At 59.7% G+C, this 23300-nt stretch carries 32 protein-coding genes; 25 read left to right on the top strand and 7 right to left on the bottom strand.

Annotated elements, in window-relative coordinates; all coding sequences use genetic code 11:
* Positions 1–85: 85 nt before the first annotated feature.
* Genes rpsJ through rpsQ form a run of 11 tightly spaced genes read left to right on the top strand, consistent with a single transcriptional unit; the run spans position 86 to position 5257 of the window.
* Positions 86–391, top strand: coding sequence for a 30S ribosomal protein S10 (gene rpsJ / locus MHY08_RS02540; RefSeq protein ID WP_003848085.1), 306 nt, complete (start codon positions 86–88; stop codon positions 389–391).
* 23 nt (positions 392–414) lie between these two features.
* On the top strand, positions 415–1071 hold the full coding sequence (rplC, locus tag MHY08_RS02535) for a 50S ribosomal protein L3 (protein WP_204610256.1): 657 nt from the start codon (positions 415–417) through the stop codon (positions 1069–1071).
* The gene (gene rplD / locus MHY08_RS02530) at positions 1068–1721 is read left to right on the top strand and encodes a 50S ribosomal protein L4 (RefSeq protein WP_239235166.1); all 654 of its coding nucleotides are present in this window, start codon (positions 1068–1070) and stop codon (positions 1719–1721) included. The genes rplC and rplD overlap by 4 nt, the downstream gene beginning before the upstream one ends.
* Entirely contained in the window at positions 1721–2023 is a 303-nt protein-coding gene (gene rplW, locus MHY08_RS02525) for a 50S ribosomal protein L23 (RefSeq protein ID WP_023020550.1), read from the top strand. The genes rplD and rplW overlap by 1 nt, the downstream gene beginning before the upstream one ends.
* Positions 2024–2058: 35 nt before the next feature.
* On the top strand, positions 2059–2895 hold the full coding sequence (gene rplB, locus MHY08_RS02520) for a 50S ribosomal protein L2 (RefSeq protein WP_023020551.1): 837 nt from the start codon (positions 2059–2061) through the stop codon (positions 2893–2895).
* A 13-nt stretch (positions 2896–2908) separates the two neighbouring features.
* Positions 2909–3187, top strand: a complete 279-nt coding sequence (gene rpsS / locus MHY08_RS02515; protein ID WP_005276936.1) for a 30S ribosomal protein S19 — start codon at positions 2909–2911, stop codon at positions 3185–3187.
* 3 nt (positions 3188–3190) lie between these two features.
* On the top strand, positions 3191–3553 hold the full coding sequence (gene rplV, locus MHY08_RS02510; protein WP_005276938.1) for a 50S ribosomal protein L22: 363 nt from the start codon (positions 3191–3193) through the stop codon (positions 3551–3553).
* Positions 3553–4296, top strand: coding sequence for a 30S ribosomal protein S3 (gene rpsC, locus MHY08_RS02505; protein WP_204610250.1), 744 nt, complete (start codon positions 3553–3555; stop codon positions 4294–4296). Before rplV ends, rpsC begins: the two co-directional genes overlap by 1 nt.
* A gap of 3 nt (positions 4297–4299) precedes the next feature.
* Entirely contained in the window at positions 4300–4716 is a 417-nt protein-coding gene (rplP, locus tag MHY08_RS02500) for a 50S ribosomal protein L16 (RefSeq protein ID WP_005322843.1), read from the top strand.
* Positions 4716–4946, top strand: a complete 231-nt coding sequence (gene rpmC, locus MHY08_RS02495) for a 50S ribosomal protein L29 (protein ID WP_005322842.1) — start codon at positions 4716–4718, stop codon at positions 4944–4946. The genes rplP and rpmC overlap by 1 nt, the downstream gene beginning before the upstream one ends.
* Before the next feature lie 2 nt (positions 4947–4948).
* Positions 4949–5257: a 30S ribosomal protein S17 gene (gene rpsQ / locus MHY08_RS02490; protein ID WP_005322841.1), complete on the top strand. Its 309-nt coding sequence runs from the start codon at positions 4949–4951 to the stop codon at positions 5255–5257.
* A gap of 71 nt (positions 5258–5328) precedes the next feature.
* Here rpsQ and MHY08_RS02485 read toward each other — a convergent pair whose 3' ends face one another.
* Positions 5329–6123: a siderophore-interacting protein gene (locus MHY08_RS02485; RefSeq protein ID WP_239235165.1), complete on the bottom strand. Its 795-nt coding sequence runs from the start codon at positions 6121–6123 to the stop codon at positions 5329–5331.
* Between the two features lie 129 nt (positions 6124–6252).
* Here MHY08_RS02485 and MHY08_RS02480 point away from each other — a divergent pair, with 129 nt between their 5' ends.
* The 4 genes from MHY08_RS02480 (at position 6253) to MHY08_RS02465 (ending at position 10251) form a co-directional block, all read left to right on the top strand.
* Positions 6253–7200, top strand: a complete 948-nt coding sequence (locus MHY08_RS02480) for an ABC transporter substrate-binding protein (protein WP_239235164.1) — start codon at positions 6253–6255, stop codon at positions 7198–7200.
* Complete coding sequence (locus MHY08_RS02475) at positions 7201–8286, top strand: iron ABC transporter permease (protein WP_239235163.1); 1086 nt, start codon at positions 7201–7203, stop codon at positions 8284–8286.
* Positions 8287–8289: 3 nt separating this feature from the next.
* Positions 8290–9324, top strand: coding sequence for an iron chelate uptake ABC transporter family permease subunit (locus tag MHY08_RS02470; protein WP_239235162.1), 1035 nt, complete (start codon positions 8290–8292; stop codon positions 9322–9324).
* Positions 9325–9408: 84 nt separating this feature from the next.
* On the top strand, positions 9409–10251 hold the full coding sequence (locus MHY08_RS02465) for an ABC transporter ATP-binding protein (protein WP_239235183.1): 843 nt from the start codon (positions 9409–9411) through the stop codon (positions 10249–10251).
* A 36-nt stretch (positions 10252–10287) separates the two neighbouring features.
* On the opposite strand, the gene MHY08_RS02460 is transcribed toward MHY08_RS02465, so the two are convergent.
* Together MHY08_RS02460 and MHY08_RS02455 are read right to left on the bottom strand one after the other, a co-directional pair.
* Positions 10288–10680 (bottom strand): multidrug transporter, encoded by a 393-nt coding sequence (locus MHY08_RS02460; protein WP_239235161.1) that lies wholly within the window; start codon positions 10678–10680, stop codon positions 10288–10290.
* Entirely contained in the window at positions 10677–11561 is an 885-nt protein-coding gene (locus MHY08_RS02455; RefSeq protein WP_239235160.1) for a carbohydrate kinase, read from the bottom strand. The genes MHY08_RS02460 and MHY08_RS02455 overlap by 4 nt, the downstream gene beginning before the upstream one ends.
* Before the next feature lie 20 nt (positions 11562–11581).
* Here MHY08_RS02455 and MHY08_RS02450 point away from each other — a divergent pair, with 20 nt between their 5' ends.
* Positions 11582–12790, top strand: coding sequence for a glycoside hydrolase family 32 protein (locus MHY08_RS02450; RefSeq protein WP_239235159.1), 1209 nt, complete (start codon positions 11582–11584; stop codon positions 12788–12790).
* Between the two features lie 133 nt (positions 12791–12923).
* Complete coding sequence (locus MHY08_RS02445; RefSeq protein WP_239228614.1) at positions 12924–14945, top strand: sucrose-specific PTS transporter subunit IIBC; 2022 nt, start codon at positions 12924–12926, stop codon at positions 14943–14945.
* Between the two features lie 281 nt (positions 14946–15226).
* Here MHY08_RS02445 and MHY08_RS02440 read toward each other — a convergent pair whose 3' ends face one another.
* Positions 15227–16177, bottom strand: coding sequence for a hypothetical protein (locus MHY08_RS02440; RefSeq protein WP_239194636.1), 951 nt, complete (start codon positions 16175–16177; stop codon positions 15227–15229).
* A gap of 537 nt (positions 16178–16714) precedes the next feature.
* Here MHY08_RS02440 and rplN point away from each other — a divergent pair.
* The 3 genes from rplN to rplE are packed head-to-tail and all read left to right on the top strand — an operon-like array spanning position 16715 to position 17956.
* A complete protein-coding gene (gene rplN / locus MHY08_RS02435) occupies positions 16715–17083 on the top strand; it encodes a 50S ribosomal protein L14 (protein ID WP_049378875.1) in 369 nt (122 codons plus the stop codon).
* Positions 17084–17087: 4 nt separating this feature from the next.
* Entirely contained in the window at positions 17088–17402 is a 315-nt protein-coding gene (gene rplX, locus MHY08_RS02430) for a 50S ribosomal protein L24 (RefSeq protein ID WP_023027809.1), read from the top strand.
* A 2-nt stretch (positions 17403–17404) separates the two neighbouring features.
* A complete protein-coding gene (gene rplE, locus MHY08_RS02425) occupies positions 17405–17956 on the top strand; it encodes a 50S ribosomal protein L5 (RefSeq protein WP_049358620.1) in 552 nt (183 codons plus the stop codon).
* 109 nt (positions 17957–18065) lie between these two features.
* Here rplE and MHY08_RS02420 read toward each other — a convergent pair whose 3' ends face one another.
* Positions 18066–18947, bottom strand: coding sequence for a hypothetical protein (locus tag MHY08_RS02420; protein ID WP_239194927.1), 882 nt, complete (start codon positions 18945–18947; stop codon positions 18066–18068).
* 141 nt (positions 18948–19088) lie between these two features.
* Here MHY08_RS02420 and MHY08_RS02415 point away from each other — a divergent pair, with 141 nt between their 5' ends.
* Positions 19089–19874, top strand: a complete 786-nt coding sequence (locus tag MHY08_RS02415) for a formate/nitrite transporter family protein (RefSeq protein ID WP_239194925.1) — start codon at positions 19089–19091, stop codon at positions 19872–19874.
* Here MHY08_RS02415 and fdhD read toward each other — a convergent pair.
* The gene (fdhD, locus tag MHY08_RS02410; protein ID WP_239235158.1) at positions 19871–20689 is read right to left on the bottom strand and encodes a formate dehydrogenase accessory sulfurtransferase FdhD; all 819 of its coding nucleotides are present in this window, start codon (positions 20687–20689) and stop codon (positions 19871–19873) included. The genes MHY08_RS02415 and fdhD overlap by 4 nt on opposite strands.
* On the bottom strand, positions 20689–20937 hold the full coding sequence (locus tag MHY08_RS02405; RefSeq protein ID WP_239235157.1) for a DUF6457 domain-containing protein: 249 nt from the start codon (positions 20935–20937) through the stop codon (positions 20689–20691). The genes fdhD and MHY08_RS02405 overlap by 1 nt, the downstream gene beginning before the upstream one ends.
* A gap of 355 nt (positions 20938–21292) precedes the next feature.
* On the opposite strand from MHY08_RS02405, the gene rpsH reads away from it, so the two are divergent.
* The 4 genes from rpsH to rpsE are packed head-to-tail and all read left to right on the top strand — an operon-like array spanning position 21293 to position 23297.
* Positions 21293–21676, top strand: coding sequence for a 30S ribosomal protein S8 (rpsH, locus tag MHY08_RS02400; protein ID WP_005322799.1), 384 nt, complete (start codon positions 21293–21295; stop codon positions 21674–21676).
* A 15-nt stretch (positions 21677–21691) separates the two neighbouring features.
* Positions 21692–22228 (top strand): 50S ribosomal protein L6, encoded by a 537-nt coding sequence (gene rplF, locus MHY08_RS02395; RefSeq protein ID WP_005322792.1) that lies wholly within the window; start codon positions 21692–21694, stop codon positions 22226–22228.
* 3 nt (positions 22229–22231) lie between these two features.
* Complete coding sequence (gene rplR, locus MHY08_RS02390; RefSeq protein WP_005322788.1) at positions 22232–22633, top strand: 50S ribosomal protein L18; 402 nt, start codon at positions 22232–22234, stop codon at positions 22631–22633.
* 40 nt (positions 22634–22673) lie between these two features.
* Positions 22674–23297, top strand: a complete 624-nt coding sequence (gene rpsE / locus MHY08_RS02385; protein WP_204610231.1) for a 30S ribosomal protein S5 — start codon at positions 22674–22676, stop codon at positions 23295–23297.
* Positions 23298–23300: the final 3 nt, after the last annotated feature.

Raw genomic sequence — 23300 nt, 5'->3', positions numbered from 1 at the left:
GAGAAATCGAGAAGCAATTTCCCACCGCTTCACGCCCCGGAAACGCCGGGAATGTGAAAGTGGGGAAGCGAGGAAGAGGATAAGCGTGGCGGGACAAAAAATCCGCATTCGGCTGAAGGCCTATGACCACGAGGCTATCGACGCTTCTGCAAAGAAGATCGTCGAGACCGTTACCCGTACCGGTGCTCGTGTAGTTGGCCCAGTGCCGCTCCCAACCGAGAAGAACGTATACGCAGTTATTCGTTCTCCGCACAAGTACAAGGACTCTCGCGAGCACTTCGAGATGCGCACTCACAAGCGCCTGATCGACATTCTCGACCCAACCCCGAAGACCGTTGATGCTCTTATGCGCATCGATCTTCCGGCAAGCGTCGACGTGAACATCCAGTAAGCGACTTTGGTGGAGAACAAATAATGAGTGAAAACGAGATCAAGGGCATTCTGGGCAAGAAGCTCGGCATGACCCAGGTCTTCGACGAGGACAACCGCGTTGTGCCGGTTACCGTCGTCGAGGCAGGGCCATGCGTTGTCACCCAGATTCGCACCCCCGAAACCGATGGCTACAGCGCCATCCAGATCGCCTTTGGCGAAATCGACCCACGCAAGGCAAACAAGCCGGTTGGTGGTCACTTCAAGAAGGCTGGCGTAACCCCGCGCCGTCACGTTGCGGAAATCCGCATGGACGACACCTCTGCCTACGAGGTTGGCCAAGAGGTCAAGGTTGACATCTTCGAGGGTATCTCCTTCGTTGACGTCACCGGCAAGACCAAGGGCCACGGTTACGCTGGTGGCATGAAGCGCCACGGCTTTGCAGGCCAGGGCGCAGCTCACGGTAACCAGGCCGCTCACCGCCGCGTTGGCGGCATCGGCGGCGCTGCTACCCCGGGCCGCGTCTTCAAGGGCAAGCGCATGGCTGGCCGTATGGGCCACGACCGCGTGACCACCCAGAACCTGAAGATTCAGAAAATCGATGCCGAGTCCAACCTGCTGCTCATCAAGGGTGCTATCCCTGGTGCGCGCGGCGGCCTCGTCACCGTTAAGACCGCAGTGAAGGGCGGTGCACACGCATGAGCAACCTCAAGCTAGACGTCCACACTTCCGAGGGTAAGACCAACGGCTGTGTAGACCTGCCAGCTGAAATCTTTGACACCGAGGCATCCATTGCTTTGATGCACCAGGTTGTTAACGCTCAGCTTGCTGCTGCACGCCAGGGCACCCACGCAACCAAGACCCGCGGCGACGTCCGCGGTGGTGGTCGCAAGCCTTTCCGTCAGAAGGGCACCGGCCGTGCACGCCAGGGCTCCATCCGCGCACCGCACTACACCGGTGGCGGCACCGTCCATGGCCCACAGCCCCGCGACTACGCACAGCGCACCCCTAAGAAGATGATCAAGGCTGCTCTCTTCGGTGCACTGTCTGACCGTGCTCGCAACGAGCGCATCCACGTCATCGAAGAGCTCGTACCGGGCCAGAAGCCGTCCACCAAGTCGGCCAAGGCCTTCCTCGAGTCCCTGACCGAGCGCAAGAACGTGCTGCTGGTCATCGGCCGCGAGGACATCAATGCTCGTCGTAGCGCTAATAACCTGCCTAACGTCCAGATCCTGGACGCTGGCCAGCTCAACACCTACGACGTTCTCTACTCCGATGACGTTGTGTTCTCCGTTGAGGCGCTACACACCTTCATCAACCGCGCAACCGGCGCGGATAAGGAGGAGAACTAATGGCTAAGATTTCTAACCCACGCGATATCATCATCGCCCCGGTTGTATCCGAGAAGTCCTACGGTCTGATGGAGCAGAACGTCTACACGTTCTACGTCTCCACGGACTCCAACAAGTCCCAGATTAAAGATGCCGTAGAGCAGATCTTTGACGTTAAGGTCGACTCCGTGAACACCGTGAACCGTGCAGGTAAGCGTAAGCGCACCCGCACCGGTTACGGCCAGCGTAAGTCCACCAAGCGTGCATACGTGACGCTCCGTGAAGGCAGCGACTCCATCGACGTCTTCGGCGGCGGCGCTTAAGCGCCACCGGAGAGCCGAAAGGAAAAGGAAGAATTATGGCTATTCGTAAGTACAAGCCGACAACTCCGGGTCGCCGCGCATCCTCCGTTTCTGAGTTTGACGAGATCACTCGTTCTACTCCGGAGAAGTCCCTGCTGCGCCCGCTGAGCAAGACTGGTGGCCGTAACAACTACGGCCGCATCACCACCCGCCACATCGGCGGTGGCCACAAGCGCCGTTACCGTCTCATCGACTTCCGTCGTAACGACAAGGACGGCATTCCGGCAAAGGTCGCTCACATCGAGTACGACCCGAACCGCACCGCAAACATTGCACTGCTTCACTACGTTGATGGCGAGAAGCGCTACATCATCGCCCCTAAGGGCCTGAAGCAGGGCACCATCGTGGAGTCCGGCCCGAACGCAGATATCAAGGTTGGCAACAACCTGCCGCTGCGTAACATCCCGACCGGTTCCACCATCCACGCTGTTGAGCTCAAGCCGGGCGCTGGCGCTAAGCTGGCCCGCTCCGCTGGTGCTTCCATCCAGCTGCTGGGTAAGGAAGGCAAGTACGCAGTTCTGCGTATGCCGTCTTCCGAAATCCGCCGTGTGGACATCCGCTGCCGCGCCACCGTTGGTGAGGTTGGCAACGCCGAGCAGATGAACATCCGCTGGGGCAAGGCCGGCCGTATGCGCTGGAAGGGCGTACGCCCGACCGTCCGCGGTGTCGTTATGAACCCGGTTGACCACCCACACGGTGGTGGTGAGGGTAAGACCTCGGGTGGTCGCCACCCTGTGTCCCCATGGGGCCACAAGGAGGGTCGCACCCGCAACCCGAACCGTTACTCCAACAACATGATCGTGCGCCGTCGTCGCCCGAACAAGAAGCGCTAAGAGGAGGTAAACAATGCCACGCAGCCTTAAGAAGGGCCCGTTCGTCGATGAGCACCTCCTCAACAAGGTGGATGCTCAGAACGATGCAGGCACCAAGCAGGTCATCAAGACCTGGTCTCGCCGCTCGACCATTCTCCCCGATTTCATCGGTCACACCTTCGCCGTCCATGACGGCCGCAAGCACGTGCCGGTTTTCATCGAGGATTCCATGGTCGGCCACAAGCTGGGCGAGTTTGCACCAACCAAGACCTTTAAGGGTCACGTCAAGGATGACAAGAAGGGACGTCGATAAGCGATGAGTGAGACCATCACCTCCGCATCCGCCACGGCCCGCTACGTCCGCGTCACCCCGATGAAGGCACGTCGCGTGCTCGATCTGGTCCGCGGCAAGTCCGTAAGCGAAGCCCTGGCTATCTTGAAGTACGCACCGCAGGGTGCTTCCAAGCCAGTTGCCAAGGTCGTTGCATCTGCAGCCGCTAACGCTGAGAACAACTTCGGCCTCGACCCACGTACCCTGGTCATCTCCGAGGCTTATGCCAACGAGGGTCCGACCATGCGTCGTTTCCAGCCGCGTGCACAGGGTCGTGCATTCATGATTCGTAAGCGCACCAGCCACATCACCGTGGTTGTCGAAAGCCAGCAGGAAGGGGCCAAGTAATGGGCCAGAAGATCCATCCTCACGGCCTACGTTTGGGCATCACTTCCGACTGGAAGACCCACTGGTTCGCCGATAAGGACTACGCGAACTACGTAGCCGAAGACATCAAGATTCGTAACTACCTCAACAAGGGCCTCGAGCGCGCCGGCATTGCCGACGTCGTCATCGAGCGCACCCGCGACCGCGTCCGCGTCGACATTCACACCGCCCGCCCGGGCATCGTGATTGGCCGCCGCGGTACTGAGGCTGACCGCATCCGCCGCGAGCTGGAAAAGCTCACCGGCAAGATGGTTGCCCTCAACATCCTCGAGGTCAAGCAGGTAGACGCAAACGCAACCCTGGTTGCTCACTCCATCGCGGAGCAGCTGGTTAACCGTGTCGCATTCCGTCGTGCAATGCGCAAGGCTATCCAGTCCGCTATGCGCCAGCCACAGGTTAAGGGCATCAAGATCCTGCTGTCCGGCCGCCTGGGCGGTGCAGAAATGTCCCGCGTTGAGCGCTACCACGAGGGTCGCGTTCCGCTGCACACTCTTCGCGCCGAAATCGACTACGGCACCGCAGAAGCCCACACCACCTTCGGCCGCATCGGCATCAAGGTGTGGATCTACAAGGGTGACGTCGTCGGTGGCGTACGCGAGTCCGAACTGAACGCTCCGGCACAGGGCCGTGGCCGTGACCGCAATGGTCGCTCCCGCCGCGGTGGCCAGCGCCGCCAGCGTGCACAGCAGAAGCAGGAGGGCTAATCCATGCTGATTCCTAAGCGTGTTAAGTACCGCCGTCAGCACCGCCCGAACCGTCGCGGCGTGTCCAAGGGCGGTAACCGCATCAACTTCGGCGATTACGCTATCCAGGCTCTCGAGCCGGCGTACATCACCAACCGTCAGATTGAGGCCGCACGTATTGCCATCAACCGCCACGTCAAGCGTGGTGGCAAGGTGTGGATCAACATCTTCCCGGACCGTCCGTTGACCCAGAAGCCGCTTGGCGTTCGTATGGGTTCCGGTAAGGGCCCGGTCGAGAAGTGGGTGGCTAACGTTAAGCCAGGCCGCGTACTTTTCGAGATGAGCTACCCAACCGAGGCCGTTGCTATTGAGGCTCTGCGCCGTGCAGGCCAGAAGCTTCCTTGCAAGGTCCGCATCATCAAGAAGGAGGACCAGTTCTAATGGCAACCGGTACCCCCGCCCACGAGTTCCGTGAGCTCGACAACGCTGAGCTGCAGTCCCGCCTGAAGGATGCGAAGGAAGAGCTGTTCAACCTCCGCTTCCAGAAGGCCACTGGCCAGCTGACCAACAACCGCCGCATCGGCACGGTTAAGCGCGACATTGCCCGCATCTACACCGTTCTGCGCGAGCGCGAGCTGGGCCTGTCCGTTGCTCCGGGAGCTGAGGCTTAATCATGAGTGAGGCTAACGTGACTGATTCCAAGAAGGCACCTACTCCGAAGAAGGAGAAGGTCAAGGGCGCTCCTAAGGTTCGCACCGGCTACGTAGTATCCGACAAGATGACCAAGACCATCGTTGTCGAGCTGGAAGACCGCAAGCAGCACGCCCTGTACGGCAAGATCATGCGCTCTAACAAGAAGGTTAAGGCGCACGACGAGGAAGAAACCGCAGGCATCGGCGATCTCGTACGCATCGCTGAGACCCGCCCGCTGTCCAAGGACAAGCACTTCCGTCTCGTTGAGATCATCGAGAAGGCTAAGTAAAAATTAGCCAGCGCAGCCCCTGCTCCGAATCTTATGGTTCGGGGCGGGGCCTTCGCCGTTTTAGGACTTCTTTACGGCCGGGCCCTTTCATAAAACCAGTAGGGTACCCACGTGACGTCGGTGGTATCTAGGCCCCATTCATTCACCGCGAGGCCTCGCACGCTTTTTGCTAGCTTCCCCTCGCCGGAAGCCCATACGTACCCTGGCCCCGACGCACCGGCATAGTCCGCTCTCAAGGCGGCAACGACAGCCTCCGCCTCCCCGTGCGGTTGGGTATGAATAATCCGCAGGCTGTGTACGCTCGCCTCCCATCTAGCTGCGAGGCCTGGTTCTACCTCGTCGTTGCTGGTAACCACGGCCATAACGTCGGTGGCCCGAAGCATTTCCGGGTTATGGTCTTCTTGGTAGGCCAAAATGTGCCGCAGCGCGGGCAAGGAGGATGCGTCGGCGACTAGAAGTTGTGGCTTCTCGATTGGCCGCCACAGGTCGTTGCAGGTGAAGAATCCCGCTGTATCTCCGGCTTGTGCGCGGCGAATCCACCGCGAGCCAGGTCCTGAATCACCGTGTGTCACCACGTCGACATCGACTGTGGCCTCCTCCGAGTGGAGAGCGCGGATGGTGTACCAGCGCAGGTCCGGCCGCCTCTCCTCGTCGATCGCGCTCACAGCCGAGCGGAGGTTTATGCCGTCGACGGGGAAGGGCGTAAATTCCTGTTCGGCTCGGGGCATGACGAGTCCAAAGAATTCATCGGGGCCAGAGAGGGTGTATGTCCGGAAAGCCTCGGCGTAGAACGTGAGTCGGTGCAAGCGCGGACGGATCCGTTTATTGGCGGTCAAAGTAACGGGGATGAGTTCGTGCGCAGACATTGGGGCCGATCGTAAGGAAGGGTTCATGTGTCTAAAAAATTACTAGTTTAGTTTAGCCTTGCCTAATCGAGGCTATGCGTTATAGGGTAAGCAAGGTTATTTTCCTCCTTTATTGAAAGGCTTAACCTCATGAAGATTTTCGGCCGTCGCACCATGGGCGCAGTCGCAATGCTTTCCGCCGGAGCCGTAGCTTTAGGCGGTTGCTCGCGTGGTGATGGTGATGAAACAGCTCAGGCGACCGACGCTGCCAGCGAGCAGCGCGTGGCTAGCCTGGGTCTAGGTGATGCCGACACGCTGCTTGCCCTGGGGATCACTCCCGTAACGGTGGCGCCGTGGGGTGCTGAGGGCGATGGCGACCCTTCTGGCGTCGGCCCCTGGGCAGAGGAACTTTTGGGCGACGCAAAGCCTGAGGTGATTTATAATACCGCGACCGGATTTACGGCGGATACCTTTGAGCAGGTCACCGCGGCCGACCCCACCCAGATCATTGCGGTGAACCAGACGGTGGATGCACGCACGAAGGGATCCCTGGAAGAAATCGCGCCTACCACCGTCAAGCCGAACGGCTATGAAGACTGGCAGGTACCCTGGGAAAAGCAGGTAGAGACCATCGCGGATGCGGTGGACAAAGAAGACGAAGGCGATAAGCTTATCGATGACACCGAAAAGGCCTTCGAGGAGTTCCGCCACGAGCACGCGGAATTGAAGGATAAGTCTGCGGCCATCGTCATGCCTTATGACGGCAAAATTGGCCTATACACCGAGGAGGATGGGCGTGGACAATTTATCGAGGACCTTGGCATGGAGATCCCCGATGCATTGCAGGGCGATGGCGGCAGCTTCTTCGTCGACATTGCCCCAGAAAACTACGCGAAGCTTAACCAGGTTGATTACCTCTTTGTCCTGGACTACAACGGCTCCTCCGATGCCTTGAAGAATGATAAGACCTTCCAAGGCCTCGACATTGTCAAGGAGGGTCGCGTGCGCTACTTGGATACCGATACCGGCAATGCCATGAGTATGCCCAATCCGGTGACTATCCCCTGGGCAGTAGATAAATTTGAAGAGAAGCTGTAATTGTCAGCAACCACGATGGACGGCCAACAAATCCAGGCGGATTCCGCAGCAGATAGTCCTACGACCACCGGCACCCCCGCAACGGTAGTGGCGCGGGCACAGAGTCATAAAGTGCTCCTTGTCGCCTTCATTCTCGCCAGCCTGGTGTTGGCGGTGGTGTCTTTGGCGGTGGGATCCCGCTCGATTCCGCCCGGGGAGGTTATCGCTGCCCTGCACGGGGCAGGGGAGCAGGATATCCGCGATATCGTGTGGAACCTGCGCATGCCGCGCACCTTCTTGGCTTATTTCGCCGGCGCGGCCCTTGCTGTGGCAGGTGTGCTGGCGCAATCGTGGACCAGAAACCCGTTAGCGGATCCAGGATTTATTGGTGTTACCGCGGGCGCGTCCTTCTTCGTTGCCTTAGGCACGGCCATTGGTATTGCTACCTCCACCAGTATGCGGACTACCCTCGCGCTCGTTGGCGCGGGTATTACTACGCTGCTGGTCTTAGCCGTATCGCGGCGGTTTGAGGATCCCCTGACGCTCATTCTGGTGGGCGCCGGCGTCTCCGCAGCTTTGGGATCGGGCGCTATGATCATCGGTCTATATTCCACGGACGTCCTCGATAGCATGCGGCGGTGGACTATCGGCTCGACCTTTGGCCGCGGCCCAGAAGATGTCGCGATCGCGGGCATAGGGCTAGTTATTGGCGTAGCGTGTGCGGCGATGGTGGCTAGACCCCTCGACCTTCTGGCAATGGGGGAGGAGTCCTCCCTCGCCTTGGGTGGGTCCCCCACTACCGCGCGGGTGGGCGCGGCGCTCAGCGTCGTGGTGTTGGCCGGCAGCGCAACGGCAGCAACGGGTCCCATTGCCTTCGTCGGCTTTGCCATTCCCCACATCGTGCGGCGGGTGGTGGGCCCTAGCGTTGCCACCTTGCTTTTGCCCTCTGCGCTCTTGGGCGGTTGTGCCGTGCTTGCCGCTGATATCACCGGCCGCCTCATTGCGGGTAACTCGGAGCTGGAGATGTCGATCGTCCTCGCGATAGTGGGCGCACCTTTCCTCATTTGGGGTGCTCACCGCGGCGTGGGCAGAGCATGGGGGCAATAAAGCATGACCGCAATCAGCAATATTTTAAAAGCTCAACAACGCCGCCGGCACGTGCGCGTGCTCGCTTCCACGCTGGCTTTCATCCTCATCGCCCTTAGCGCGTACCTAGTGCTACTGGGGCAAGGTCCCATGGCATTGAGTCCGCGGCAGGTTATCGATGTCCTCACCGGAGGCGGCAGCAAGAACCACATCAGGGTGGTGTGGGACTTGCGCCTGCCGGTTGCCATCGCCACCGTTATCGTGGGCGCCGCCCTCGGCTTGGCCGGTTCTTGGACGCAAACCATGGCTCGTAACCCGCTGGCCTCCCCGGATATTTTAGGCGTTACCGGCGGGGCGTCGGTGCTGGTGGTCTTGGGCACCGTGCATTCGCGCCCCAGTTTCGCCGAGGGTATCCCGGAGTTTTGGTGGCGGGCATGCTTGGCGATGATCGGCGCCCTCCTCGTTGTCATCCTCCTCGCTGTTCTGGGTGGCATCGGTACGAGCAACCGCATCGTCATCATCGGTATTGCCTTATCGCTGATGTTTCAAGCCATCGTCGCGTATTTAATGCGCAGCGCCCAGATCCTGCGCGCTGCGGAGGCGCAAACTTGGCTCGCAGGATCGACTGGATTCGTGCGCATGGAGGTCATTCTCCCCCTCCTGGTGGCATTAGCGCCGTTTCTCGCCATAGGAATCTGGTGCTCGAGGGAGTTGCCGCTGCTTGCCCATGATGATTCCTCCGCAACCACCCTGGGCGTGAATATCTCCCGCCAGCGCACCCTCCTGCTTATTGCGGCAACCGGTATCAGCGCCGTGGTGGTCTCAGTGGTGGGACCCATTGGGTTTATCGCGCTGTTGGCGCCGCACCTGGCGCGGATGGTGGCGCGCACCCCCACGCCATCGCCGCTGGCATCGGCAGCCGCGGGTGCCGCATTGCTGACCGTGTGTGCTGTGATCGCCGGTGCTATCCCGGTAAATGCACCGGTGGGTGCGGTTTCCTCGGTCATCGGCGGCTGCGTCTTGGTGATATTGGTGTGGAATGCGGCCGGGCGCAGCTAAACGTTGTGCCGCGGCACAGCAGGGGAACGGATAAGCACGGCGCCAGATGGTGCTAGACACTCAGACGTGGATGAAGGAAAAGAAATGAAGGATAATCGGCCTAATCAGCCTAAACAGATCACGAGCCCAAAGCCTCGGTGCAGCCTCCACGCCACCGGCATTCATGCGGGATATAAGGATGGCGAGGATATCCTTGCCGGCGTTGATCTGTACGCCCGCGCCGGCGAAGTCACCACGCTCATTGGGCCGAATGGCTGCGGCAAGTCCACTCTGCTGAAAACTCTCTCGAAAATCCTGGCCCCGCGGCAGGGCAGCGTCATGGTCGGGGAAGCTGACCTACACGCCATGTCCGCGAAGGATGCCGCGCAGCAGGTGGCGCTGTTGCCACAGCACCCCGTGGCCCCCGATGGGCTGCGGGTGGGGGAGTTGGTCGCGCGCGGGCGTCATCCCTATCAGGGGAGGATGCGCGGCGTTTCCGCGACGGACCGGGAGATCATTGCGCGGGCCTGCGAGGCTACCGAGATTGTGGACTTCCTCGATCGTGATATCGCTTCGCTATCGGGCGGGCAGCGCCAGCGCGTTTGGCTGGCGTTGGCCCTGGCACAAGATACGCCCGTGCTGCTTCTCGATGAACCCACGACCTTCCTCGACCCTGCCCATGCCATGCGCATGCTGGAGTTGGCCCGCGCACAGGCGCAGGCGGGAAAGACAGTGGTTGTAGTCCTACACGATCTCATGCTGGCGGGCCACTATTCTGATTCCATGGTGGTGATGAAATCCGGCGATATCATCGCTCGCGGGGCACCGAAACAAGCGCTGTCGCCGAAGGTATTGGCGCAGGCCTATGGCATCGAGGCCGAGGCCTGGGAGGATCCGCTTGGCGATGCCCCCATTATCGTTCCCCGCCGCGTCATAGCGGGACATTAGTGGAATCGAGCCAATAGTGGCTGTTTCCCCGACGCTCTACTTGACCTTTCGTTGCAAATCTAGAAAGGAAATTGCCACTACAAAAAGATTGAGCACGCTTCCCGCGCCGAGCAAAAAGGTGCCGATTCGATAGGAGCCTGTGCCTACGGCGGCCATATTGCCGTAAATATAGACCCAGATTCCCCAGCCAATAAGGAGTACGAGCCCGGCGAGACCGGAGAGCAAGCGCAGGCTGCGCGGGGAAGAGGGGGCGAAGAACTTATAGGCGGCGTCGACAAGCGCGCAGGCAGCAATGCCCAAGCTCAAGCCGCCGGTGAGCCAAACCGGTAGTAGAGCGGAGGTGCCAAAGACCACCGGCAAAATGAACGCGAGAAACGCCAGGATAAAGAGCGCGGCGTGGAGCCACAGCGTGCGCTTGGTATAGGTCATAGCGAAGCCTCTACTTCCTCGCGGCGCGGGGGATTGGCGCCCTTGCGGGAGACGGTGATGCCGGCGGCAGCCACGGCGAAGGACAAGATGTCCTTCCACTGCGCCGGATCCAGCGCAGCAAGAGCGGCGGCGTCGAGCCCGCGCTCATCAATCTGGGTCAGCAGGGCGGCCATAATGGTGTCGCCGGCGCCGATGGTATCGGTGACCGTGACCCGCGCGGCCGGCACCGTAAGGGACGTATCGCCCGCGCGAACGCTCAGGCCCTCGCCGCCCCGGGTGACCACTACGATGGGAACCTGCGAAATGAGGTCGTCGCCCAAGAACTCCACCTCTTCATCAGAAAGCTTCAACAAAGTCACGTAGGGGAGAAGCTCAGCCAAGAATTCGCGGTGCTCCGCAGTGGCATATAAGGGGCGGATGTTCGGGTCGAGGGCGACCAGGGTTCCCTGCGCGGCAAAGTCCTTGAGCAGCTGCGCATAGCGGGAGGCTCCCGGCTCAAGGGCGAGGGAGACCGTGCCGAAGCATGCGATATCGGCCGGCACCAGCTGTGGCTCGACCAGGCGGTCGGCCGTGCCTTCGATATAGAAGTTATAGGAGGCCGAGCCGTCCTCATGGATAGTGGTAACAGCCAAGGTTGTGGGCTCGTCACCGCGCTGGAGGTGAGTGGTGGTTACCCCCTCTGCCTCAAGGCGACCAACGAGTTCCTGCCCGAAACCATCGGTAGAAAGGCGCGACTGGAACTCTACGTCTGCTCCCAGTCTGGCGGCCGCGATGGCCACGTTAAACGGCCCGCCGCCCAGCGCCGGCGTGTGGTCGTTCAAGCTGCCAGGGGCCACCGGAACGAGGTCCACGAGGCCTTCACCGCACACATGAATAGTCATGTTTCCATAGTATCGGTGATATGAACTACCGTCCCAATTTTCACCTCGCCCCGCCGCAAGGCCGCCTCAATGATCCCAATGGCGTCTTTGTGGATGGCGATACCCTGCACGTGTACTACCAGCACGACCCGGCCTTTCCCCGCAAGCCCAAGCGCACGGGCTGGGGGCATGCGACGGCGAGCGTATCGGCCCCCACGCCGTGGCAGCACCACCCCGATGCCTTGTATCCGGACCTGCCCTATGACAAGGATGGTTGCTACTCGGGCGGTGCGGTGGTCGATGGCACCGACGTCTGGCTGTTCTACACAGGCAACCTGAAAGAGGATGGCCGCCGCATCCCGTCCCAGAACCGCGTGCGCGCCATAGACCCTTCGGGCCCGGAGGGTGGCATCTACCTCCGCGACGAGAATAATCCCCTCATTCCGGACTCCCCGGAGGGCTATACGGGGCACTTCCGGGATCCACAGATCACCCGCGATGGCGATGGCTGGCGGATGGTCATCGGTGCCCAGACCGAAGACGAGCGCGGCACCATTGTGCTGTACCGCTCGCAGGACCTGGCCCGATGGGAATTCCAGGGCGAGATTTCTTTCGACGATCCCTCGCAGCTGCCCGGCGGTTATATGTGGGAGTGCCCCAACCTGCTTACCTTGGGCGATAAGCAGGTCCTCATCTTCTGCCCCCAGGCAGAAACAGACCGCTGCGGCTATATCGTGGGCACGCTCGATGGCCTGGATTTCCATATTGAGCGCGGCTTTACCCTCCTGGATCATGGCACCCAGTTCTATGCGCCCCAGGCCACCGAGGACGGCATCCTCCTGGGATGGATGGGCATGCCCGCCCAGGATGACACCCCAACGGAAGGCTGGGTCCATACCTTGACGCTGCCCCGCCGCATCTGGCTGGAGGACAACTACCTGCACCAAGAGCCGCTGTGGTCCGCCTTGCCGGAGACCCAAGGGCGCGAAGGCTTTGGCTCCACCATCGATATCAAGGGCGAAGGCTCCTTTGCTCTTATCGACGCCGCCGGGGACGAAGCCTTCCGCGTCACCCAACGTGACGGCACCATCGCCTTTAACGGCGGCGATCCCATCGACTGCCCGGATGGCGAGATGCGCTTGATTGCTGATGGCTGCGCCGTCGAGGTATACGCCGGTGGCGGTCGCATCGCCGCGTCCTTCGCTGTGTTTGGCGAGTCCCCCTGGCAGGGGTGGGAGCCGCGCGGGTAGGTGTACCCGAGACCGGTGAGGTTGCCAACACTCCGCCCGAATGTGTGGACTTAGGCCCGAATCCCGGCTGTAATGGAAATAAGCAGTCACGTCCGGTACCCGGATGTGATCCATTACACTGAAGGGCTCTTCTATGGACCACAAGGAAGTAGCCGCCCGTACGCTAAAGGCGCTGGGCGGCGAAGACAACATCATCGCACTCGCGCATTGCGCCACGCGCCTGCGCATGGTGCTGCAAGATTCTGACAAGGTAGACACCGCCGCGCTGGATAATGACCCCGACCTCAAGGGCACCTTTGAGGCCGGCGGTATGTTCCAGGTCATCGTCGGTCCCGGCGACGTCAATATCGTCTTCCAGGAAATGACCAACCTCATTTCCAAGGACGTGGCCGTATCCACCGACCGCTTGAAAGACATCGCCGCCGAATCCGGCAATTGGTTCAGCCGTGCGGTCAAGGTGCTTGCGGATATCTTCGTCCCGCTCATTCCAATTCTGCTTGGCGGCGGTCTGCTCATGGCGCTCAACAACGTCTTGACGGCCGAGGGGCTCTTCGGTGACCAATCCGTCATCCAGATGTTCCCCGCCTGGGAAGGTTTTGCCGGCTTGGTGAACCTGCTTGCCTCTGCGCCGTTTGCCTTCCTGCCCATCCTCGTGGGCTTTACCGCGACGAAGCGCTTCGGCGGCAACGAGTTCCTCGGCGCCGGTATGGCCATGGCCATGGTCATGCCCGATTTGGTCAGCGGCTACAGCGTGGCCGAGGCGATCGAAAACGGTGAGATGTCCTACTGGAACATCTTCGGCTTCGACGTCGCTCAGGCCGGCTACCAGGGCTCCATCCTGCCCATCCTGGTGATTTCGTGGATTCTCGCCACCTTAGAGAAATTCCTGCACAAGCATCTCAAGGGCACGGTGGACTTCATGCTCACCCCACTGCTCACCTTGCTGATTACTGGCTTCCTGACCTTCATGGGTTTGGGACCCATCCTGCGCACGGCCGGCGAGTGGCTGGGCATGGGCCTGGCCAACCTCTATGACTTTGCCGGTCCCGTCGCCGGCTTCCTCTTCGGCCTCGTCTACTCGCCGATTGTGATTACCGGCCTGCACCAATCCTTCCCGCCGATTGAGACGATGCTGTGGAACGAGGGCGGCTCCTTCGTCTTCCCGATTGCCTCCATGGCCAATATCGCCCAGGGCGGCGTCGCACTCGCCGTGTACTTCCTGGCCCGCTCCGAAAAGCTCAAGGGCCTGGCCGGCGCTTCGGGTATTTCTGCCCTCTTCGGTATTACCGAGCCCGCCATCTTCGGCGTGAACCTCCGCCTGCGCTGGCCGTTCTATATCGGTATGGCAGCATCTGCTATTTCTTCTGCCTTCATCGCCATCTTTGGCGTGCTTGCCGACGCCCTCGGTGCCGCCGGCTTCATCGGCTTCGTCTCCGTCCCCCGCTTCGTCCCGACTTTCCTGTTGTGCGGCGTTATCTCCTTCGTAGTCGCCTTTGTGGGCGCTTACCTCTACGGACGGGTGCTCATTCGCAAGAATGGCTCCATCGACCCGGATGAGGTCAACCCTCCCGCAGCCGAGGCGCAGGCCGCCGCAGGCACCCCGGCTGCGGTAGCTGCCGACGATGCGTGCACCATCTTCTCCCCGCTGGAGGGCACCGCCGTACCACTGTCTCAGGTCAGTGACCCCATGTTTGCTGGCGGCAAGCTGGGCCAAGGTGTAGCAATCGAGCCGACCGTGGGCAAGCTGGTTGCGCCTGCCGACGGCAAAATCACCGTCACCTTCCCCTCCCACCACGCCTACGCCATCCGCGCCAAGGACCCAGCGGTGGGAAATATCGATATCCTCATGCACATTGGTTTCGATACGGTAAACCTCAAGGGCGAACACTTCACCTCCCACGTCACCAAGGGCGATGAAGTCAAGCGAGGCGATGTCCTTGCCGAATTCGATATCGACGCCATCAAGGCCGCCGGCCTTCCGGTAACCACCCCGGTGGTGGTCTCCAACTCCAAGAAGACCGGCCCCGTAATTCCTACCGAGGCTTTCCGTCCCGGCGAGCTCATTGGCTCCGGCACCGATATCTTTACCGTGGACCCCAAGCCGGCCGCAGTACCTGCACAGACAGCCTCGCCGGCTTCCGAATCCGCGTCTTAATGCGCATCCTTTAAAAGCCAACGGTGGGCTTTCGGGCCCATCATTTTAGGGCCACCCCATTAGGTCCATAGTGATCAGGCCGATCTGAGGAAAACCACCCCTCAGATCGGCCTTTTCCACCTCAATTCAGCCTGATCAGATCGGCCTTAAATCGGATGGGCCCTTGACTCTGAGTGACCGCAGTTTTAGTCAGGCATACAAAAAGCTGCGCCGGCCGGACCGAAGTCCGACCGGCACAGCCAGTCTCAGTTTCAGACCCTACTCAGTAGGGGAGTTCTTTCTTAAGCGAAGAACTTGCGGCGTGCAGCGAAGGCGCCAGCAGCAACCATTGCAGCTACGGCCAGAGCAGCCAGAGCCTGTGCAACGGAGTTGGAGCCGGTCTCAGCGGACATACCACGTGCGGAGTCTGCGGACTCGCCAGCAGCCGGAGCGGTACCTTCAGCGTTGTTGCCCTGACCCTGCTCTGCGAGCTGAGCGTTGATCTCGTCCTCGTGCTCAGCGACGATCTTCTCGGACTCAGCCTTCTCCTCAGGGGTAGGCTCAGCATTTACACGATCCTGGCTCTTAACCCAGGTCTTGCCGTCCTTGTTCAGGAAGTAGTGAACAATGCCGCCCAGGATTGGCAGAGCGATTGCAGCGCCGATGCCGGCCTTAGCAGCATCGCTCAGCTCGGAAGAGCCCTCAGGATCGGTGGTGCCAGCATTGGCATCCTTGCACTTGCCGACGGTCTCGTCGGTGATCTCGGTGTTTACCTCGTTGCTGTTCTCGACGTAAACGCTCTTATCCTGAATGTGCTGGTAGCAAACGGTGCCATCCTCAAGCTCGATGGTAGCTGGGGCTGGGATGACATTTTCCTGAGAGCCTTCGGAGTCCTCGGAATTTCCACCCTCAGAACCGTTTCCTTCAGAGTCGTTTGCGCCCTCGGAGTCATTCGAACCGTCAGTGTCGGCTTCACCGTCGGTGGTGCCAGCATTGTCGTTTCCGAGCTCTGCGTCGCGAATCTGTCGTGCCTCTTCTACGGAAATTGCTTTACGCTCAACGAGGTTTCCGTCTTCGTCTCGCTTATCGTAAATGTACGTGGAGCCACCATTATCGTCTTGGCGAACGTATTCCTCGCCGTCTTTAGTAACGGACATTGGGTCACCGATTTGAGCCTGAGCAACAGCCGCGCCGCCAAAGGCGAGCGCGCCGGTCAGAACAGCAGCGGTCAGGGTCTGTGGCAAACGCTTCATGTGTTTCTCCTTCGGGAAATATAGGTACGCGCCAAAAAGCAGATGTCTTTCTTGACGCAAACCACATTAGTCACATCGTTCCCAACTGTCACCTCAAAAACGTGAATTAACTGGAATTTTCATGTGTTACACGTGTGAAAATTGGGTCAATTTAGAACATGCGTGCCCGGAAAGTTGCACCGCCAGGCTTGGAAGTGCGAACTAAAGTCCCAGGTAGAGCAATTAAATGCGACGGGCGAGGGGGATTGACCTATTCGAAACAAGGCTTTATGGGGGTGTCCGGGGGTAATGCAGGGAAAATTTTGGCGTTGGAGGGGTGTCGGCAAGCAAAAGACAGTGTTTTGGTAATGGTGCGCGCGTGTGGTTGAATGTATAGGTTGCGAAAGCTGGTCGGCCCGTAGCGGTGCGTTTCCGAACCGCCGGTCCGAGACCCTTCGGCACAGTCCGTTGTAAAGGCTTGAGCATCGCAAGTTTGTAGACCGCGTGTGGCAAGGACGGAAATCTTACCGCACATCAATCCAGGTCAGGAGACCCATAGTGATTCAGCAAGAATCGCGTCTGCGCGTCGCCGACAACTCTGGTGCACGTGAACTGCTGTGCATCCGCGTTCTTGGCGGCTCTGTCCGACGCTCCGCTGGCATCGGCGACGTCATCGTCGCGACTGTCAAGGACGCTGTCCCAGGTGGCAACGTCAAGGAAGGCGACATCGTAAAGGCAGTTATCGTCCGTGCGAAGAAGGAGACCCGTCGCCCAGACGGCTCCTACATCCGCTTTGACGAGAACGCTGCAGTTGTTCTCAAGGGCGATAGCGAGCCCCGTGGTACCCGTATCTTCGGACCGGTTGCTCGCGAACTTCGTGACAAGCGTTTCATGAAGATCGTTTCTCTCGCACCGGAGGTGATCTAGTCTTATGAAGATCCATAAGGGAGATATGGTGATCGTCATTTCGGGCCCAGATAAGGGCGCGAAGGGCAAGGTCATCGAGGCATACCCAAAGCGTGACAAGGTCCTCGTTGAGGGCGTTAACCGCATCAAGAAGCACGTCGCAAACTCTGCTGCCGAGCGTGGCGCCGAGTCCGGCGGAATCGTTACCCAGGAAGCTCCGATCCACGTGTCCAACGTTGCGATCGTTGACTCCGAAGGCAACCCGACCCGCGTGGGCTACCGTTTCGACGAGAACGGCAAGAAGGTCCGTATCGCGCGTAGCAACGGGAAGGACATCTAAAAATGAGCGAGAATTACACCCCGCGTCTGAAGACTCGCTACCGCGAGGAAATCCGCAAGACCCTGAATGACGAGTTCAACTACGACAACGTCATGCAGATCCCTGGCGTTACCAAGGTTGTTGTCAACATGGGTGTTGGCGAAGCCGCACGTGACTCCAAGGTCATCAACGGCGCACTCGAGGATCTGACCGCTATTACCGGTCAGAAGCCGCAGCTGCGTCGCGCTAAGAAGTCCATCGCGAACTTCAAGCTCCGTGAAGGCATGCCCATCGGTGCACGCGTTACCCTGCGTGGCGACCGTATGTGGGAGTTCCTGGACCGCCTGCTGACCATCGCGCTGCCACGTATTCGTGACTTCCGCGGTCTGTCTGATCAGCAGTTCGACGGCCACGGCAACTACACCTTCGGCTTGTCCGAGCAGTCCATGTTCTACGAGATCGACATCGACAAGATCGACCGCCCTCGTGGTATGGACATTACCGTCGTTACCACCGCTACTAACGACGACGAGGGCCGCAAGCTCCTGCGCGAGCTCGGCTTCCCGTTCAAGTAGATAGAGCGCTAAGAAATCCCAACTCCCCGGAAGGGGCGTTGGGATTTTCTAGTTTTACCGAGCAGTTTGGATTCAAAGGTGCGCAGGCGCCGGCTTGTGCGGGTGTGGCTTAGGCGCTTTCGGCCTCTGTGTGCGTGGTGCCCTCATACTGCCAGCCGACGACCGCGTTGCGCACCGCTGGCTCCAGCGGATTCGCAGGTTGAATGCAACTGATGGTGAGAAGGCGGCCGGGCATGGGGCCTTCGCCCCAAATAGAGGCGTCGTCAGAAAGCCCCTGTTTATCTGGGTCGTGTAAGTCGGTAGCAGTATAGATGAGCCAGTTCTGGCCGGAATTTTGGGTGCGCACGTAGAGCTTGTCTCCCAGATGAACCTTGTGCTCATTGGCAGAGCCATCGTAGAGGTTATTGAAAACGCCTGGCACTCCCGCACCGGTATGGCCGGCAATGACCACGAGGTCCTGGGACGTCGTGCCCGGCAGAGAATAAGGGCGGTCTTCGGCAGTATAGGTGCAGGCCTTGTTCATGGAGTCCGGATTGATGGCGCCGTTGACTACGCGGCAGGAGCCGTCTTGAAAATCGGCATGAACCTCAATAGCTGGGATGAAGAGCTCGACTGCAGGTGAAGGGTCGATGGCAGGTGCCTCTTCTGCAGTGACTTCATTGGTTTCTAGTCCCTCTGGAGGGTTGACCACGCGGTTAATCGTGCTGGCGAGTAACACGGTGGCAACGATGCCGGTGACCACGCGAAGGATGCCGGAGGACTTCCATACCTTTTTGATCCGCTCCCACATGGTGGGTTTGCGGCGGTGCCGGGGAAGTGAGGTGTCCTCAATGCGGCGCGGCGGGTGGCGGCGCTGTTGTTGGCGGGTGCGCGTTTCGGCCTGGCGCCACTGGCGATCAGCATCTGTGCGGTCGGATCGCGATGGAACGCTGCGGCGCCCATTAGCGGGAAGCCGATTCGGTTCCCGCCGCGGCCGGTAGTGGGAATCCATGCGACCTCCGAAGAGAAAATAAGGGTTATAGGAAAGCTCTAGCTTACAACGCAGGGGTATGCATACCCGGAATTGACGCGGAATCAGGTGGTCACGATAAGATTACAGGGATTTAATTCGCTCTAATTAATGAGGTAGAAGATGTCTCTCAATGATGCCGCTAAGGCGGCGGCCGTCAAGAAGGTCACCTTATTAGATGAATCCTTCTCTCGCTTCGCGGTGCGCTCCACTTTGGCCGGCGTGTACCTGTGCATCGGTACCGCATTTGCTGGTGTGGTTGGCCAAGCCGTCAATGGTGTAGCACCAGGCTTGGGTGCGGTGACCTTTGCTCTATTCTTTGGCCTCGGGCTCTTCGCCATTTTGATTCTGGGCGCGGATCTGGCCACGGGAAACATGATGTATATGGTCTATGCCGCAAGCAATAAGCAGGTTTCGTGGGGCAAAGCCTTCTACCTTTTGCTCATCACGACTCTCTTCAATCTGGTGGGCGCAGTCATCTTTGCGGCCATCATGGGTATGTCCGCAAAATTCGCTGAAATGGATCCTTCGCATCTGTTGGTCACCCTTTCTGAGGGGAAGCTGACCAAGTCCCCGCAGGGAATGCTGGTAGAGGGAATCGCGGCGAACTTTGTGGTCAATATGGGCATCGTCGGCGCCATCTTTGCTAAGGACATTGTCTCTAAGTTCTTCGTCATCATTCCGATTATTGGCGCCTTTGTTGGCCTGGGCCTGGAGCACGTTATCGCGAACTTCTGCCTGTTTAGCATCACGCTATTCGCTTCCGATCCGGTGCCGGTAGCCCTGACTGCTGGTAACGTGGCTCTCAATTGGATCCTGGTCTGGATCGGCAACTTTATTGGCGGCGGCCTTTTAGTTGGCGGCGTCTACGCGTGGCTCAATCGCGGCCCTGAAGCCTACCGCGACTAAGCGAGCTCCCCAGAATAAAGGTTAAAACGGTCACCGCGGGCGAAGCCCACGAGTGCCATGCCAGTTTCGCGGGCCGTTTCCACCGCTAAGGAGGAGGCGGCGCTGACGGCAACCAGCATTCCGAAGCCGGCCATCGCGGCCTTTTGGACGAGCTCAAAGCTGGCGCGCGAGCTCATTACCAAGATGAGATCGTCTGCAGGCAGTCGATCTTCTAGCAGAAGGTGACCGATGACCTTATCGGCGGCATTGTGCCGGCCGATATCTTCGCGGATGACCACCGGTTCTCCGTCTAGGGTGAAGGCGCCGGCGGCATGGATGCCGCCGGTTTTCTTAAACTGTTTTTGCTCGGCGCGCAGAGCTTCGGGCAGCTTGGCAATGACATAGGGGTCCACCGGTACCTGTGGAATCGGGTACCGGGTGTGCTTGGTTAGTGCCTCGATGGAGGAGGTACCGCAAACGCCGCAGGCAGAAGTTGTGGTGGTCAAGCGCAGATCGCTGAGGTCGAGCACATTCTTCTTTGTTAGTTCAACGTCGAGCAAGTTATAAGTGTTCATCCCGTCGACGGTGGAGCCGGCGCAGTAGCGGGCCTCGGTGACGTCGCTAAGCGAAGCAATATGGCCCTCTGAATGCAAGAATCCATGCGCCAGCTCAATGTCATGGCCGGGAGTGCGCATGGTGGTGGTGATGGTCTGGCCACCCGCGCGGATTTCCAGGGGCTCCTCGCCGGCGACGGTATCGGCGCGAGTATCGACCTGCAGGCCATCTCCTAGGCGGACCTTGGTGACGGCAAAAGTAGAGTTCTTGCGGCCGGCCATTACTGCAGCTCCTGCTTCAGGACATCGATATTGCCGCGGGCTTCCTCTACGTCGCTGGAGGCTAGACCCACGAGGAAAGCAGTAAGTGGGGCCGCGGGGCGGGAGCGATTGTGCGCGACGTCCTTGGTGAGGTCCAGGATTTCGCGGGTGAGTGCGGTTGCCTCCTGAGGATCGAGGCCGAGGTGACGGGCGGCTTCTTCGAGCCACTCGTGTGCGGATTGGATGGGGTCCTCGTGTGTTTGGCTCATCACCATCTCCTTATTTACGTTCGTGCTGGTCCCGACTCTAATGAAGGCGCCAGATTATTTGGAAAACCGCAGGTTATGGCGTAGCATAGTACCTCGTGCTTGCGCCGAGGCGTCAGCGTGCCCCAATCAATGCGGATTTTGGCGCGCTGAGCTGCAGAAAGCGCTGAGCCGATGCAAGAACTGAACATCAACTTTGTTGTAGGCCCCTCGCCGTAGATAGCGGACCGTTGTCTGAATCAAAGGGTGGCGAGCGCCTTACGGTATTGACCGTAGGGAGCGTGAGTAGCCCGAAATCACACGGAGAACGCTTTGGTGAGCACGGGAACCGCAACGAGAAAGGTACACGGTCACTCATATGACTATGACTGATCCTATTGCCGACATGCTGTCGCGCGTGCGCAACGCAAGTAATGCGCACCATGACACCGTGTCGATGCCTACCTCCAAGCTGAAGGCAAACATTGCTGACATCTTGAAGCAGGAAGGCTACATCGCTGACTACACCGTCGAGGGCCACACCCTGTCCCTCGAGCTGAAGTACAACAACCGCGAGCGCTCCCTGTCTGGTCTGCGTCGCGTGTCTAAGCCGGGTCTGCGTGTGTACGCAAAGTCCACCGAACTGCCACAGGTCTTGGGCGGCCTGGGCGTGGCTATCATTTCCACGTCCCACGGCGTGCTGACTGACCGTCAGGCTGAGGAGAAGGGCGTAGGCGGAGAAGTTCTCGCCTACGTCTGGTAAAGGGAGGTTTGACACATGTCTCGAGTCGGTCTAGCACCAATCGCCGTACCGAACGGCGTCGAAATCAAGATCAACGGCCAAGACGTTGAGGTTAAGGGCCCAAAGGGCACCCAGAGCGTTAACGTTCCAGAGCCTATCGCCATCAACCTGGAAGACGGTGTACTGTCCGTCTCCCGCCCTGATGACCACCGCAAGCACCGTGCGCTGCACGGTCTGTCCCGCTCCCTGCTGAACAACGCCGTTGTTGGCGTGACCGAGGGCTACACCATCAAGATGGAAATCTTCGGTGTCGGCTACCGTGTCCAGCAGAAGGGTAAGGACCTGGAATTCAGCCTGGGCTACTCCCACCCGATCCTCATCGAGGCTCCGGAGGGAATTACCTTCGCAGTGGACGGCGCAACCAAGCTGTCCATTACCGGTATTGACAAGCAACTAGTCGGACAGATCGCCGCTAATATCCGTCGTCTGCGTAAGGACGATCCTTACAAGGGCAAGGGTATTCGCTACGAGGGCGAGCAGATCCGTCGCAAGGTCGGAAAGACGGGTAAGTAAGCAATGGCAAACACTGAAAACACCAAGCGCACTCCAGTCGGCAAGGACATTTCCTCTCGTCGTCGCGAAGCACGCGCACGCCGTCACTTCCGTATCCGTAAGACCCTGCGTGGCACCCCTGAGGCACCACGTCTGGTTCTTCACCGCTCCTCCCGTCACATGCACGTGCAGGTCATCGATGACCTGGCAGGCCACACCCTGGTCTCCGCATCCTCCATGGAGGCGGACGTTCGTGCACTCGAGGGCGATAAGAAGGCCAAGGCTGCCAAGGTAGGCGAGCTGGTTGCCGAGCGCGCTAAGGCCGCTGGCATCGAGCACGTCGTATTTGACCGCGCAGGCTACAAGTACCACGGCCGCGTCGCTGCGCTGGCTGACGCCGCACGTGAAGGTGGTCTGAAGTTCTAATGATCATCGTCAACGGAAACATCAACGGAAGGAACGCCTAATGTCGGACCGTGAACAGCGTGACGGCGGACGCTCCGCCGAGAACAACAAGAACAACCGCGGTGGCAACGGCCGCCGCAACGATCGTCGTAACCAGCAGGACAACGAGCGCGATAAGTACATCGAGCGCGTTGTGACCATCAACCGCGTCTCCAAGACCGTTAAGGGTGGCCGCAACATGTCCTTCACCGCCCTCGTCGTCGTCGGTGACGGCCAGGGTCAGGTTGGCGTTGGCTACGGCAAGGCCAAGGAAGTCCCGGCCGCAATCCAGAAGGGCGCTGAAGAGGCTCGCAAGAACTTCTTCCGCGTTCCGATGATTGCCGGCACCATCACCCACCCGGTTGAGGGTCGCGACGCAGCTGGCATCGTCATGATGAAGCCTGCCGCACCTGGTACCGGTGTTATCGCTGGTGGTGCTGCTCGTCCAGTGCTCGAATGCGCTGGCGTGCAGGACATCCTGTCGAAGTCCCTGGGCTCCGACAATGCACTCAACGTCGTCCGCGCTACCGTGGACGGCCTCAAGCAGCTGGTCCGCCCTGAAGAGGTCGCCGCACGTCGTGGCAAGTCCCTCGAAGAGGTCACCCCGGCCCGTATGCTGCGCAAGCGCGCAGGTCAGGAGGCATAAACA

Origin of the sequence: Corynebacterium sp. ACRPJ (assembly GCF_022347345.1) — a bacterium.
GTDB lineage: Bacteria > Actinomycetota > Actinomycetes > Mycobacteriales > Mycobacteriaceae > Corynebacterium > Corynebacterium tuberculostearicum_D.
Note: the sequence above shows the minus strand (reverse complement) of the source record. Positions and strands in the feature narration are given on the sequence as shown.

What these genes read in the sequence shown, in the direction of transcription:
- rplE (WP_049358620.1), top strand. Translation starts at nt 17,405, where the DNA reads ATGAGCGAGAATTACACCCCGCGTCTGAAGACTCGCTACCGCGAGGAA.
- rplB (WP_023020551.1), top strand. Translation starts at nt 2,059, where the DNA reads ATGGCTATTCGTAAGTACAAGCCGACAACTCCGGGTCGCCGCGCATCC.
- MHY08_RS02415 (WP_239194925.1), top strand. Translation starts at nt 19,089, where the DNA reads ATGTCTCTCAATGATGCCGCTAAGGCGGCGGCCGTCAAGAAGGTCACC.
- rpsE (WP_204610231.1), top strand. Translation starts at nt 22,674, where the DNA reads ATGTCGGACCGTGAACAGCGTGACGGCGGACGCTCCGCCGAGAACAAC.
- MHY08_RS02455 (WP_239235160.1), bottom strand. Translation starts at nt 11,561, where the DNA reads ATGACTATTCATGTGTGCGGTGAAGGCCTCGTGGACCTCGTTCCGGTG.
- MHY08_RS02440 (WP_239194636.1), bottom strand. Translation starts at nt 16,177, where the DNA reads ATGAAGCGTTTGCCACAGACCCTGACCGCTGCTGTTCTGACCGGCGCG.
- rplX (WP_023027809.1), top strand. Translation starts at nt 17,088, where the DNA reads ATGAAGATCCATAAGGGAGATATGGTGATCGTCATTTCGGGCCCAGAT.
- MHY08_RS02470 (WP_239235162.1), top strand. Translation starts at nt 8,290, where the DNA reads ATGACCGCAATCAGCAATATTTTAAAAGCTCAACAACGCCGCCGGCAC.
- rpsQ (WP_005322841.1), top strand. Translation starts at nt 4,949, where the DNA reads ATGAGTGAGGCTAACGTGACTGATTCCAAGAAGGCACCTACTCCGAAG.
- rplF (WP_005322792.1), top strand. Translation starts at nt 21,692, where the DNA reads ATGTCTCGAGTCGGTCTAGCACCAATCGCCGTACCGAACGGCGTCGAA.
- MHY08_RS02445 (WP_239228614.1), top strand. Translation starts at nt 12,924, where the DNA reads ATGGACCACAAGGAAGTAGCCGCCCGTACGCTAAAGGCGCTGGGCGGC.
- rplP (WP_005322843.1), top strand. Translation starts at nt 4,300, where the DNA reads ATGCTGATTCCTAAGCGTGTTAAGTACCGCCGTCAGCACCGCCCGAAC.
- MHY08_RS02460 (WP_239235161.1), bottom strand. Translation starts at nt 10,680, where the DNA reads ATGACCTATACCAAGCGCACGCTGTGGCTCCACGCCGCGCTCTTTATC.
- rplD (WP_239235166.1), top strand. Translation starts at nt 1,068, where the DNA reads ATGAGCAACCTCAAGCTAGACGTCCACACTTCCGAGGGTAAGACCAAC.
- MHY08_RS02405 (WP_239235157.1), bottom strand. Translation starts at nt 20,937, where the DNA reads ATGAGCCAAACACACGAGGACCCCATCCAATCCGCACACGAGTGGCTC.
- MHY08_RS02480 (WP_239235164.1), top strand. Translation starts at nt 6,253, where the DNA reads ATGAAGATTTTCGGCCGTCGCACCATGGGCGCAGTCGCAATGCTTTCC.
- rplW (WP_023020550.1), top strand. Translation starts at nt 1,721, where the DNA reads ATGGCTAAGATTTCTAACCCACGCGATATCATCATCGCCCCGGTTGTA.
- MHY08_RS02450 (WP_239235159.1), top strand. Translation starts at nt 11,582, where the DNA reads ATGAACTACCGTCCCAATTTTCACCTCGCCCCGCCGCAAGGCCGCCTC.
- MHY08_RS02485 (WP_239235165.1), bottom strand. Translation starts at nt 6,123, where the DNA reads ATGTCTGCGCACGAACTCATCCCCGTTACTTTGACCGCCAATAAACGG.
- MHY08_RS02420 (WP_239194927.1), bottom strand. Translation starts at nt 18,947, where the DNA reads ATGGATTCCCACTACCGGCCGCGGCGGGAACCGAATCGGCTTCCCGCT.
- rpmC (WP_005322842.1), top strand. Translation starts at nt 4,716, where the DNA reads ATGGCAACCGGTACCCCCGCCCACGAGTTCCGTGAGCTCGACAACGCT.
- rplR (WP_005322788.1), top strand. Translation starts at nt 22,232, where the DNA reads ATGGCAAACACTGAAAACACCAAGCGCACTCCAGTCGGCAAGGACATT.
- rplC (WP_204610256.1), top strand. Translation starts at nt 415, where the DNA reads ATGAGTGAAAACGAGATCAAGGGCATTCTGGGCAAGAAGCTCGGCATG.
- rpsH (WP_005322799.1), top strand. Translation starts at nt 21,293, where the DNA reads ATGACTATGACTGATCCTATTGCCGACATGCTGTCGCGCGTGCGCAAC.
- MHY08_RS02465 (WP_239235183.1), top strand. Translation starts at nt 9,409, where the DNA reads ATGAAGGATAATCGGCCTAATCAGCCTAAACAGATCACGAGCCCAAAG.
- fdhD (WP_239235158.1), bottom strand. Translation starts at nt 20,689, where the DNA reads ATGGCCGGCCGCAAGAACTCTACTTTTGCCGTCACCAAGGTCCGCCTA.
- rplV (WP_005276938.1), top strand. Translation starts at nt 3,191, where the DNA reads ATGAGTGAGACCATCACCTCCGCATCCGCCACGGCCCGCTACGTCCGC.
- rpsS (WP_005276936.1), top strand. Translation starts at nt 2,909, where the DNA reads ATGCCACGCAGCCTTAAGAAGGGCCCGTTCGTCGATGAGCACCTCCTC.
- rpsC (WP_204610250.1), top strand. Translation starts at nt 3,553, where the DNA reads ATGGGCCAGAAGATCCATCCTCACGGCCTACGTTTGGGCATCACTTCC.